The sequence below is a fragment of the Myxococcus llanfairpwllgwyngyllgogerychwyrndrobwllllantysiliogogogochensis genome, assembly GCF_006636215.1.
GTDB lineage: Bacteria > Myxococcota > Myxococcia > Myxococcales > Myxococcaceae > Myxococcus > Myxococcus llanfairpwllgwyngyllgogerychwyrndrobwllllantysiliogogogochensis.
Genome location: NZ_VIFM01000344.1, coordinates 1 through 10,715, shown reverse-complemented (window position 1 = coordinate 10,715; position 10,715 = coordinate 1). Strand labels below are relative to the sequence as shown.

The following is a 10,715-nucleotide window of genomic DNA, read 5'->3' as shown; positions in this document are numbered from 1 at the left end:
CTGCCCCAGGTTCGACGTCGCCTTCAGCACCTGCTGCTGCGCCGCATCGGCCATTGCCCGCTGTGCCTCCGCAGACTCGGAGCTCGCGCTCCTCCTCTCGGGCCGTCCTGCATCTGATCAAGTAGTATTAGGTACACGCACCCTCGTTTGTCTGGGTGACTCCGGACCGATGGGGCTTCTGACGCAGTGCTTCTGACAACTCCCTGACTGGTGGCCGTAAGCCACCAAGAGAACGAAGGACCATGACGGTGAAACTGAATCAGCCGCCGGCCGGTTTGGCCGAGACGTTGGCTCGTGCGCGCCTCCTCAAGCCGAGGCTCGAAGACGCTACCGACGAGATGAACCGCAGCATCCAGGAAGTGGAGGCGGAGCTTGTCGCTCTTCAACTGGGTGTTCGCGCCTCCGTCAACCTGGAATCGGAGACGGATCCCGAGTTCGGTTCGACGTGGTACCGCAGCCTCATCTTCGGGAAGGACGCCAAGGTATGGCGCCTCCTCATCGCGGAGGGGCGTAATGATGATCCAGGCGGCGATGTCTACACGCCGTTGGTGAACGCGAGCCGCGAGGTGCGACTGCGGGCGACCGAGCACCTGCCTTTGCTAGTGCAGGAGCTTGTGACGACGGCTGAGGCGGAGATTGCCCGTGTCGAGGCTGCAACCAAGGCGGCGAAGGCCGTGGCATCCGCCATCAAGGTCGGGGGTGCCAAGTGAAACGTCGGCCCACCGAGGCGCCTGCCCTCCGCATCTCGCCCTTCATTCTCATGACGATCACAGCCGTGACGCTCCTGGGCCTGGCCGCCCTGGCCGTCGCCAACACCTATGCCCTGCGGGTGCGGTGGGGCGGCGGTGAGGTAGATATGCGTCCGGCCTCCGTGAACAGTGCGCCCCCCGACATGCAGGCGGGGAGTGAGTCACGCTGAGCACGAGGCCCTAGCCCTTGCTCGGTCCTCAGCCGGAGAGCGACTGGGTGTCCGTCAGGTTTGGGCCGTGGGTTTGTTCTCAGGAGGAGTTCGTTCCAGGCCATCATTCCCCCCGCGTGCGGGCAGTCCATCCGAGCCGCACGCGGGGGTCGCCTCCTCCTCGAAGATAGACGTGAAGCTATCGAGTGCTGTGGCCCCTGGCATGGGGGCTGCTGCTCTCGGATGGAGAGGGCCGTGCATCGAGCAGCGCACGAGCCCGCTCCACCTGTCTCGGAGGAAGCGGTGGGAAACCTCGCAGCGCCGCGTCCAGGTGAAGCCGGGCCGCATCCCCGGCACCGTCCGCCGAGGCCACGAGTCCCGCGACATACTCCAGCCTCGCGTTGCGAGTCCCCAGCCGCAGCGCGGCCTCCGCCAGGGGCCGCGCCTCGTCCAGCTTGCCGGCGCTGACGAGCGCATAGGCCAGCACCGCCTGCGTGAAGACGTCCTGACGGCGTGTCAGCTCACGCCGCGCGAGCACCTCCGCTTGGGCCACGTCTCGTCCCAGGTCCAGGAGCAGCCGCGCCTGCTCCCTCGCGTCCTGGGCCGTGTCCTGGAACGCCTGGGTGTATTCGGCCTGGGCCTCCTGCTCGCGCCCCGCGGCCATGAGCGCGTCGGCCAGAAAGGCCCGATGTCCCGACTTGGGACGAGCGGTCATCGCCGCCCGGTACTCCACCGCCGCCGCGTCGGGGAGTCCTCTCATGCGCAGCACATGCCCCCGTCCCGCGTGCGCGCGGTCCAGGCCGGGCGCATGTGAGAGCGCCACGGTGAAGTACTCGATGGCCGTGTCCGGCTCACCTCGCGCGAGGTACGCATCGCCCAGCTCACACAGGGCCCGAGCCACCGTGTCGCCATCCCGAGGGTCCGCCGACGTCGCCGCCAGCTTGAGGACGGAGATGGCCCCATCCACGTCTCCGCGCATGAGGCGCAAATAGCCCACGCGGGTGTACGTCGCATGCGAGGGCTTCAAGTCCATCATCCGCGCGTAGGCCGTCTCCGCCTCGTCGTAGCGCCCCAGCTCCAGCTCCGCATCTCCAAGCAGCCCCTGGAAGAAGGCGTCGTGGGGAAACAACTCCGTCAGTCGTCGCGAGGCGTCGCGAAGATCCTGGAACTGATGGTCGTGGTGGAGCAGGAGCAGCTCCACCTTGAGGGCATCCACGCGCTCGGGGTCCACCAGCAACGCGCGTCGTGCGGCGACACGCGCATGCAGGAGGTGTTGCTCATCCCCCGAGCGGAGCCCCTCCCGCATCCACTCCGTGGCGAGTCGGGCCTGGGCCGGGGCATCGTCCAGCGAGGCTTCGCGCTGCATCCGAGCCAGTCGCTCCCCCGTGGATTCGGACGCCCGCGAGCCCGGGGGCGTCTGCCGTGCGGGCGCGAGCCACCACCGCGTGAGCCCGCCCGCGGAGATCGCCACCACCGCGACACCGAGGGCGAGCAGTTGTCGAGAGGCCATGGCGCGCGGGCTCAGGGGGTCGGGTCGCCGGAGTGGGGAGGCGCCAGGTACGGGAAGGTCGTGAGGAAGGCCTTGTCGTTGGCCGCCACGCCATCACTGAGCCCGGCGGCCGCCGCGGCGAAGGTGCCGCCTCCGTCGGGAAGAATGGCGGGACCGCCGTCCGCGAAGGTCGTGAAGAAGGCGCCGCCCACCGCCTTGAGCGCCACGTCCGTCACGTCGTCGGTCAGCAGCCGCCCGTTGGGGAACGTGGAGTCCGTGCCCGTGTTGATGTGGAGCATCTCGCCCGTGGGCTTGCCCTGGGTGTTGCGAGTGAAGATGGTGGCCAGGTCCGTGCGCGGCGCGGGCGGGGCCAGGGGAATGAAGCCCTTGGCCTGGAGGAGCTGCGGCAGCTCCGGGTTGGAGATGATGGCGACGATGGCCGGCGTGGACAGGTCGTTCTGCGGCTTGGAGGCGTTGAAGAAGTCCTTGAACTTCATGGGGACGACCACCTCGTTCACCAGCGGATTGCCCAGGCGGGACACCTGGACCCACGAGCCGCTCGTGTCCACACCGCCATCCGTGCGGCGCGTCGTGACCTTCGGCCGGCTGGACGTGGTCCAGATTCCCAGGTGCGGTGAGCTGAACTCCGTCAGCGGCAGCTCGATGACGAGCGACAGCACGTTGAGCCCCGCCAGGTCATCGCGGTTCGCCTTGCCGTCGTAGTTGAGGAAGTCGAACGTCTTCGAGAGGTTGACGAAGAACGGGTCGTCCCGAGGGCCCGCGAAGATCTTGTACTTGGCCGCGGTGCCCAGCCCCGTCTGGATGGCGCTCTGGGTGATGGGGTCCAGCACGGAGGCCCCGGCGGTCTGCGGATACGCGGGCGTCGTCAGTCGCCCCACGTTGTTGGGGGCCACCGGTGCGTCCCGGACGATGACCTGCTGCGAGCCGCCCACGACCTTGGTGAGCGTGTACGTCTGGTAGCGGAGGATCTCCGGGGCCGTGGCCGTCTTTACGCCCGCGAAGGCGTAGAGGAAGGAGTCCTTGTACGCGTCATACCCCGCCACCACGCCCACGGAGGGCAGGGGGCTGGGACGAATCTGCGTGCGGAAGCGGAACTGGAAGCGCACGTCGGGCGCGCCGTCTCCCGACTGGTCGACCTGGATTTCGTAGAGGACGTTGTCGTCGAACAGGTAGTAGTTGGGGCCGCCGTACGGAACGCCGATGGGGTAGTAGTTGGCGACCAGCACCAGGTTGCCGCCCTGCTTCCAGGCGTACATGTCCGTCCCGTCCGCCGCCGGGTCGTTGCTGATGAGCGGGGCCTCGCGATGGCTGGACGCCACCGCGACGCTGGCTGCGAGGAACAGCGGAACCGCGAGGAGACGCCACGCCGGATTGGGAGCTCTCATTCGTTTTCCTGGGAGGGGGAAACCACGAGGGCGGGTGCGGGACGAAGCTGCGGGCTCGTTCGCCAGGGCCCCCTCCGTACCCGGCAGGTTGGGTCCCTGGCTCCTGTCCCAAGGTGCCGAATGGCCTCCAGTGTCCGGTGGGCATCAGCCCTGTGTGTCGCGGTGAGTCAAAAAGCTGGCGGAGGGGGGCTTGGAAAAGCGAGGGGCCCTCCCGTAGAAAGGCAGCCGCATGACGCACTCCCGCATCGTCCGTTCGCTCGCGCTTCCGGTGTTGCTCCTCTCCGCGGCTTGCGGTGACTCCGAGGACTCGATTCCCGTCCGGACCTGCGAGGTGACGCTGACGTACGCGCCCCAGCAGTCACTCCAGGGCGCGGTGTCCGTCACGGGCGAATGGAATGGCTTCTCCGCCACGTCCGCGCGCATGGCGGACCGGGGTGACGGCGTGTTCACCGCGCGCCTGGAAGGACTGGAGCCGCGCGACTACGGCTACCGCTTCGTGGTGGGCAAGCAGGAGCTGTTGGACCCGCAGAACCCGTACTCCCGCTGGGTGCGCACGGAGGAGTACTCGCGCCTGACGGTGCCGGACTGCCGCGAGCCCGTGCTGGAGCTGCGGCGCTTCGTGTCGACGCCAGAAGGCTCGCTCGACGTGGACGTCGCGTACGTCGACGGAACCGACGAGGTGGGGCCAGCCACCGACAAGGTGATGCTGTCCCTCGACGGGGAGGAGAAGCCCGGCACCTTCGACGCGGGAACGGGGCGCTTCCGCTTGCAGGTCCAGGGACTGGCCCAGGGCAAGCACCACGTGAAGGTGGTGGCCGTGGACGCGTCCGGCCGCGCGGCGCCGCCGCTCTACCTGCCGTTCTGGGTGGAGCCCCAGAAGTTCCGGTGGGAGTCGGGGCTGATGTACTTCGCCTTCACGGACCGCTTCCTCAACGCGCGCTCGGAGAATGACGGGGCCGTGGCGGACGTGGACCCCATCGCCAACTACCAGGGCGGCGACTTCGCCGGCATCACCCAGAAGATAGAGGACGGCTACTTCGACGCGCTCGGCGTGCGCACGCTGTGGATCTCCCCGGTGGACCAGAACCCCGAGGGGCGCTTCATCGGCACGGGCGGCAAGTACTACGCCGGCTACCACGGCTACTGGCCCTCCCAGCCGCGCGCGACGCAGCACCGCTTCGGTTCCATCGAGGACCTGCGCGCCCTCACCGCCGCGGCCCATCGCAAGGGCATCCGCGTCATCGCCGACCTGGTGCTCAACCACGTCCACGAGGAGCACCCGTACTGGGTGAGCCACCGGAACGACGACTGGTTCAACACCTCCGCCAGCTGCGTGTGCGGCACCCAGGACTGTGACTGGGAAGAGAAGCGGCTGACGTGCAAGTTCACCAGCTACCTGCCGGACTTCAACTGGCGCTCGTCGAACATGGTGGACCAGTTCATCGACGACACGCTGTGGTGGCTGGAGGCGGCGGACTTCGACGGCTTCCGCATGGACGCCGTGAAGCACATGGACCAGGTGGCGGGCCGCACCCTGCGTGGTCGCCTGCGGGACATCACCGCGATGACGGGCACCGAGTTCTACCTGGTGGGTGAGACCTTCGTCGGCGCGGATGGCCGCTCGCAGATCGCCCGCTACATCAGCCCGCGCGAGCTGGATGGTCAGTTCGACTTCCCCCTGTACTGGCCGGTGCGCGAGGCCTTCGCGGACGGCCAGGGCCTGGAGCGCGTGGACCAGGCGGTGCGGGAGAACGAGGTCTTCTACGCGCCGGGCACCATCAACTCGCCCTTCATCGGCAACCACGACGTGGCGCGCTTCATCTCCCAGGCGGCGAAGCAGCTGGACGGGGAGGGGGGAGACCCCTGGAGCAGCTCGCGCCCCTCGGCCTCGGTGACGGACGCGGCGGCCTTCGAGAAGGCGAAGTTCGCCTTCACCTTCGTGCTGACGCAGCCGGGCGTGCCGCTCGTCTATTACGGGGACGAGGTGGGCCTGCCGGGCGCGGGGGATCCGGACAACCGCCGGCTGATGCGCTTTGGCTCCACGCTCACCCCGCTGGAGGCGGAGCTGCTCGCCGTCGTCCAGAAGCTGGGGCAGACGCGCCTGGCCCATCCCGCGCTCCAGACCGGAGCCCGGCACACGCTGCGGATTGAGAGGGACTTGTACATCTTCCAGCGCTCGCTGCCGGACGGGCAGGGCGCGGTGATCGCCATCAACCGGAGCGACGTGGAGCGCCCGCTGGTGGTGGAGCCCCTGGGAAGCCTCGCGGCGAGCAGCGCCACGTACGAGGACGTCTTCAGTGGGCGGACGCTCCAGCTCGCCGGGACGGAAACCGTGATGGTGGTCCCGCCGCGCAGCGTCGCTGTGTACGTGCCTCGCACCGAGTAGTGCTTCCGCGGGATTGAGGGAAGGGGAGAGGCCGCCCCCTTCCCACCGCGGCCCCGCGAACTACGGCTGCTGCGGAGGGGGCTGCTGCGCCGTCTTGTGCTTGTAGAAGAGCACGAGGGTGTAGCAGTGGAATTCGTTATCGGACGACTGGGCCACCACGCGATCCACGATCTCCAGATCGGAGTTGCTCTTCATCCAACGGGTGACGTTCTCACCCAGCTCCTCGCGCTCCTTCGCCTTGGTGGCGGAGAAGACCTTCACGCCCGTGAACATCGCCAGCCACTCCTTGTGCGGTCCCGACACAGGACAAGGGGGCGTTATCGCACGGGGTGTTCAGAGGTGTCAAAAACCCGGCTTCCTGGAGGGTAGGGCGTTGCTGGCCTCGTGACGGGGGTTTGCACGCGAAAGCGCGTGCTTAGTTTGCCCAAGTCGCACCCGTTTGGGGGCGCTCGAGGCAGGGGGCCACGAGTGGCGGCGTGTTGGGGAAGGGGGCAGGCCCGTGGACGTGAAGACCAAGAAGGATCTGGCGGTTGATTTCATCAACACCATCCGGACGATGGAGCCCACCGCGCTGAATGCGCTCATCGTCAAGGAGGCGGGGGAGGAATTGGCGCAGTTCTTCCTGAACTACAGCGCCAATCTCATCTCCAAGGACCCGTCCCGGGTGCTGGAGAACACGTCCTCGCTGATGCTGATGGGGTACCTCATCCGCACCTACGAGGAGAAGAACACGCAGGCCAAGCAAGGGACCTTCCAGTCCTACGCCTTCGCCTGAGGGACGCAGGGGGGCAGCGCGGGCTCGACAGGCCCAGGGGAGCCTGTTAGGGAGCGGCGCCCATGCTCATCGACCTGCACGCCCATTCCCACCTGTCCAAGGGGTGCGAGTTGGACCCTCGCGCCGTGTTGGAACGGGCCGCGCTGTTCGGCCTGGACGGGGTGGCCTTCACGGAAACCAATACCCAGGATGGCTGTGACGAGCTGTTCGAGATTGGCGCCAAGTCGAAGGTGAAGGTGTTCGTCGGGTTGGAGCTGGTGACGGACCGTGGCCAATATCTGTGCTTCTTCCCGAAGCCGGAGCTTGCCCCCGAGCCCGTGCAGATGTGGGGCAGCAACCGCGAGAAGCCCTGGAGCGCCGCGGAGTGTCTGCCCAAGGTGAAGGCGATGGGTGCCGCCATCATCGCGGCGCGGCCCTTCGACAGGGACTCGCCCAACCCGGCCATGGACTACGTGCGCTCGCTCAACGTGCTGAGCGCGGTGGAGGGCTACAACGCCCGGGTGAAGCAGACCGCCAACGACCTGGCCGTGGAGGCCGCCGAGGCGCTCAAGCTGCCGTGCACCGGTGGCAGCGACGTGCGCGGCTCCCTGGACGAGATGGGCCGGGGCGCCACGTTCTTCAAGCGCCCCGTGGCGACGCAGGCCCAACTGGTGGCCGAGCTGCTCAAGGGCGAGTTCTGGCCGGTGATGGCCGGGGAGCTGCCCCGCCTCACGCGCCCGGGCGAGGCCCAGGCGGCTCGCAAGCAGGGCGGTGGTGGTGGCGGCGGTGGGAAGCGCCGCCGCGGCGGTGGCGGCGGCGGGCGTCGGTAGTCCTCCGAGCGGTCAAGGCAGGACGGAAGCGCCTGCCTCTTCAGCGCGAGCGAGCCGGCCATCCGTGATGAAGGCCTTGCGGCGGCCTCCCGGATACGTCCACTCCTCGTTCTTCGCGGTGCCCTCCAGCGTGCGCCGCACCAGCTCCGGTGGCCCCCAGGCCATGCGCACCGCGTCCGCGGACATGTTGGCCACCAGACGCTTCTCGCGCACGGCATCGCGCACGGGCGGCGCCAGGGCCTCCAACTGGGACTTGGGATTCTGGGCGGAGAGGTACTTCTCCACCTCCGCGCGGAAGTCGTTGGGCTGCTCCAGGTTGGGCGGGAGCACCAGCACGAGCGGCGGCGCGTCCGGCTTGCCTTCCTCGGCCAGGTAGACCCACGGCCAGGTGCGCGGCGTGTAGAGGACGCGCTCGGCGACGACCCAGGCGGTGGGGAACTCCACCTTGGTGATGCGCAGCTTCGTGCCCACGGGGAGCGTGCGCTCCACGGCGCCGGGGTTGATGGGCTTGCCGTTGCTGTCGTCCAGGAAGCGCACGTCGTCCGGCGCGTAGGGCGTGAGCAGCCGCTTGGAGCCGTCCCCGAAGAAGGGGATGACGTTGCCGGAGACGCGCAGGTACTGCTCCGCGTCCGGCCCCGTGAGGGTGCGCTGGAGCGACGTGCGGGCCTCTGGCGCCATGCGGGTGTAGTTGCCACAGCCGACCGCGAACGCGGCCAGCACGAGGAGGGACAGCGAGGGAAGGGGGCGTCGAGCGAGCATCGGGGCACCTCCGCGACAGGCACGCGCGGGAGCTCCCTGCTTAGCTCAGCGCGATGCCTGCGTCAGCGTCGACGGGGAGGAGGCTTCCCGCTTGCCGCCACGGCAGCCTCGCTGCGACGGACACACCGGCCCCCGTCCAGCCGGGTCCGGCACGAGCAGGAAGCGGCCGAGCCCGCGCGCATCCGTGAGCTCCGGGTGACCGCACAGAGCACATTGGCGGGGAGGACGCTTGGAGGGAGGGAAGGGCACGGGGAGCGAGTGTGCGTCGCTCCCGGACCCCGCGCGAATTTTCCGCCCCTCCGCGTCCGGCTACTTCTTGTCGCCCGACGCCGCGGCCGGCGCGGGGGCGCTGCTCGTCGAGGCCGCGGCGGGCGTCGACGGAGTGGACGACGTGCTGCTCGAGGAGGTGCTGCTGCTCGACGACGAACCCGAGGAGGAGGACGACGAGGAGCCGTCCTTCTTCGTGGAGCTGTACAGGTCGGAGTACCAGCCGCCGCCCTTGAGGACGAAGCTGGAGCGGCTGAGCATCTTGGTCAGCGGGCCCTCCGCGCCACACGTGGCGCACGTGGCGGGCGGAGGATCCGAGAACTTCTGCAGCACGTCGATGATCTTTCCACAGCTCTGACAGGCGTACTCGTAGATGGGCATGGGTGCGGTGCCTTTTCAGGGAGTTGAGGGAGGGACGCCGGGGTGCAGCTGCTTGCGCAGCCCCTCGGCGAGCCCCAGGCGCTCGATGGCGCGGAAGACCAGCTCGCTGGGCGAGCCATACTTGCGGCCCACGGCATCACTGAGTCCGTGAAGATCCGTGGCGCCGGGGAGTTCATCGCGCAGCAGGCGCTCCAGGTCCTTGCGGAGCGACTCGTTGAACTTGCGCTGGATGCCCAGGTCCGCGAGGTACTTCTCACGGCCCAGCAGATCCAACCGGTGCGTCAGGTGCGAGGTGGCCAGCGCCTCGCGACGGAAGCGCTCGCGCAGGGCCTCCACGTCCTCGGTCAATCCGCACGAGGCCACCAGCCGCTGCAGCTCCGGAGGACTCACGCCCAGCGCCCAGCCGACCCGGCCCGTCGCGCCACGCTGCTGGGTGTAGGCGTCCAGGAGCTGGAGTCGCTCCTTCTCCTTCAGCGCGTCGAGCAGGCCGTGATCGCGCAGCACCGTCTCCAGATCCACCAGGGTCAAATCCCCGCGCGAGCCGTTGAACCGGTGCGACATGTTGCGCAGCAGCGCGAAGCGGTGCTCGGAGCCCTCCAGCAACGCCTCCAGGACTTCCTTGCCCGAGGCCCGTGTCAGCTCCACGAAGGGTGTGCGGGGCGCTTCCACGCGGGTGAAGCGGCCCCGGGGACGGGGCAGGTCGCGGCGCAGGAAGCTCGGCCCCTCATCCAGGGCCGCCAGCTCCTGCTCGGAGGGAGAGGTCGTCTCCTCGTCCACCAGGGTGGAGCGCTTCTTCGGGGCGATGCGCTCCAGGACGGTGGCCTCATCCGCCTTGGCGCCCTTCTTCGCCTTGCCGGAGGATTCTCCAGCGGGCCTGGCGGCGGGCAGGGCGAAGGAGGGGATGGACGGGTCCGCGGCCACGGCGCGGGGAGGCGTCTTCTCCTCCCGCACGTAGGCCAGTTCGCGGGCCACGTCGTAGTAGCCGCAGCTCTGACGCTGGGCGGCAACGGCGGGGGCGGTACCTCGGAGGATGTCCACGACGGCGAAGGGCCCCAGGGGGGTGGTCTCCGGCTCCGCGTCGGTGAGTGCCCGGACCCGGAAGTCGTCGTCCTCGAGCAGCAGGGCGAGCGCTTCACGGACCTCGGGAGCGGGTGCCGGCGACTTCGCGCGCCGGCAGAAATCCGAGACGGCAACCGCCACGGGGGTGGGGACGTCGTCGGGCTGTCGTCTTCTCTGCCAGGGGCTGGTCATGGAAAGGTGCGGAAAAATGCTCGTTTACGAGGGCGGATGCCTCTATCTTCGCGGCCAGACAAGTGTCAATGAGCCAGTCCGCCTCCAATCTAAACAGCCAGCGGCTGTTGCAAGCCAGGATACGGGCCGGCCAAGGGAAGGAGCGATCCTTGACGCCGGCTGCCGGACGTTGCGGGCCGAGGAGGCTGGGGGTATCAGAGGCCCCGCTTCCGGAGACCAACAGAGGTCGCTGACAGTTTACTTCGAAGAGGACCGGAGCTGGGGGGGAAGGGCGGGGCGCGCGCGGTTCCGGGG

At 68.7% G+C, this 10,715-nt stretch carries 11 protein-coding genes; 5 read left to right on the top strand and 6 right to left on the bottom strand.

Features of this window, described 5'->3' with window-relative positions:
• The first annotated feature begins 242 nt into the window (after nucleotides 1-242).
• Both FJV41_RS44535 and FJV41_RS52800 read left to right on the top strand, forming a co-directional pair.
• Complete coding sequence (locus FJV41_RS44535; protein WP_141648724.1) at nucleotides 243-710, top strand: hypothetical protein; 468 nt, start codon at nucleotides 243-245, stop codon at nucleotides 708-710.
• 50 nt (nucleotides 711-760) lie between these two features.
• Nucleotides 761-919 carry a hypothetical protein gene (locus tag FJV41_RS52800; protein WP_181791376.1) on the top strand — a complete coding sequence of 53 codons (159 nt, stop codon included), beginning with the start codon at nucleotides 761-763 and terminating at the stop codon, nucleotides 917-919.
• A 178-nt stretch (nucleotides 920-1,097) separates the two neighbouring features.
• On the opposite strand, the gene FJV41_RS44530 is transcribed toward FJV41_RS52800, so the two are convergent.
• Nucleotides 1,098-2,408 (bottom strand): tetratricopeptide repeat protein, encoded by a 1,311-nt coding sequence (locus tag FJV41_RS44530; protein ID WP_141648723.1) that lies wholly within the window; start codon nucleotides 2,406-2,408, stop codon nucleotides 1,098-1,100.
• An 11-nt stretch (nucleotides 2,409-2,419) separates the two neighbouring features.
• Nucleotides 2,420-3,793 carry a DUF4331 domain-containing protein gene (locus FJV41_RS44525; protein ID WP_141648722.1) on the bottom strand — a complete coding sequence of 458 codons (1,374 nt, stop codon included), beginning with the start codon at nucleotides 3,791-3,793 and terminating at the stop codon, nucleotides 2,420-2,422.
• A gap of 229 nt (nucleotides 3,794-4,022) precedes the next feature.
• Between FJV41_RS44525 and FJV41_RS44520 the strand changes: the two genes are divergently transcribed.
• Nucleotides 4,023-6,179 (top strand): alpha-amylase family glycosyl hydrolase, encoded by a 2,157-nt coding sequence (locus tag FJV41_RS44520; RefSeq protein WP_141648721.1) that lies wholly within the window; start codon nucleotides 4,023-4,025, stop codon nucleotides 6,177-6,179.
• A 60-nt stretch (nucleotides 6,180-6,239) separates the two neighbouring features.
• Here FJV41_RS44520 and FJV41_RS44515 read toward each other — a convergent pair whose 3' ends face one another.
• Entirely contained in the window at nucleotides 6,240-6,452 is a 213-nt protein-coding gene (locus FJV41_RS44515) for a hypothetical protein (protein WP_141648720.1), read from the bottom strand.
• Between the two features lie 226 nt (nucleotides 6,453-6,678).
• On the opposite strand from FJV41_RS44515, the gene FJV41_RS44510 reads away from it, so the two are divergent.
• Together FJV41_RS44510 and FJV41_RS44505 are read left to right on the top strand one after the other, a co-directional pair.
• Complete coding sequence (locus FJV41_RS44510) at nucleotides 6,679-6,954, top strand: hypothetical protein (RefSeq protein WP_046713894.1); 276 nt, start codon at nucleotides 6,679-6,681, stop codon at nucleotides 6,952-6,954.
• A gap of 62 nt (nucleotides 6,955-7,016) precedes the next feature.
• Nucleotides 7,017-7,763, top strand: coding sequence for a PHP-associated domain-containing protein (locus FJV41_RS44505; RefSeq protein WP_141648719.1), 747 nt, complete (start codon nucleotides 7,017-7,019; stop codon nucleotides 7,761-7,763).
• A 12-nt stretch (nucleotides 7,764-7,775) separates the two neighbouring features.
• On the opposite strand, the gene FJV41_RS44500 is transcribed toward FJV41_RS44505, so the two are convergent.
• From FJV41_RS44500 to FJV41_RS44485, 3 genes are all read right to left on the bottom strand, one after another.
• A complete protein-coding gene (locus tag FJV41_RS44500) occupies nucleotides 7,776-8,522 on the bottom strand; it encodes a hypothetical protein (RefSeq protein ID WP_141648718.1) in 747 nt (248 codons plus the stop codon).
• Between the two features lie 309 nt (nucleotides 8,523-8,831).
• Nucleotides 8,832-9,170 carry an FmdB family zinc ribbon protein gene (locus FJV41_RS44490; RefSeq protein WP_141648716.1) on the bottom strand — a complete coding sequence of 113 codons (339 nt, stop codon included), beginning with the start codon at nucleotides 9,168-9,170 and terminating at the stop codon, nucleotides 8,832-8,834.
• 15 nt (nucleotides 9,171-9,185) lie between these two features.
• Entirely contained in the window at nucleotides 9,186-10,421 is a 1,236-nt protein-coding gene (locus tag FJV41_RS44485) for a hypothetical protein (protein WP_141648715.1), read from the bottom strand.
• Nucleotides 10,422-10,715: the final 294 nt, after the last annotated feature.

Excerpts from the sequence above, each read along its gene's own strand:
- FJV41_RS44535 (WP_141648724.1), top strand. The coding sequence starts at position 243 with ATGACGGTGAAACTGAATCAGCCGCCGGCCGGTTTGGCCGAGACGTTG.
- FJV41_RS52800 (WP_181791376.1), top strand. The coding sequence starts at position 761 with ATGACGATCACAGCCGTGACGCTCCTGGGCCTGGCCGCCCTGGCCGTC.
- FJV41_RS44530 (WP_141648723.1), bottom strand. The coding sequence starts at position 2,408 with ATGGCCTCTCGACAACTGCTCGCCCTCGGTGTCGCGGTGGTGGCGATC.
- FJV41_RS44525 (WP_141648722.1), bottom strand. The coding sequence starts at position 3,793 with ATGAGAGCTCCCAATCCGGCGTGGCGTCTCCTCGCGGTTCCGCTGTTC.
- FJV41_RS44520 (WP_141648721.1), top strand. The coding sequence starts at position 4,023 with ATGACGCACTCCCGCATCGTCCGTTCGCTCGCGCTTCCGGTGTTGCTC.
- FJV41_RS44515 (WP_141648720.1), bottom strand. The coding sequence starts at position 6,452 with ATGTTCACGGGCGTGAAGGTCTTCTCCGCCACCAAGGCGAAGGAGCGC.
- FJV41_RS44505 (WP_141648719.1), top strand. The coding sequence starts at position 7,017 with ATGCTCATCGACCTGCACGCCCATTCCCACCTGTCCAAGGGGTGCGAG.
- FJV41_RS44500 (WP_141648718.1), bottom strand. The coding sequence starts at position 8,522 with ATGCTCGCTCGACGCCCCCTTCCCTCGCTGTCCCTCCTCGTGCTGGCC.
- FJV41_RS44490 (WP_141648716.1), bottom strand. The coding sequence starts at position 9,170 with ATGCCCATCTACGAGTACGCCTGTCAGAGCTGTGGAAAGATCATCGAC.
- FJV41_RS44485 (WP_141648715.1), bottom strand. The coding sequence starts at position 10,421 with ATGACCAGCCCCTGGCAGAGAAGACGACAGCCCGACGACGTCCCCACC.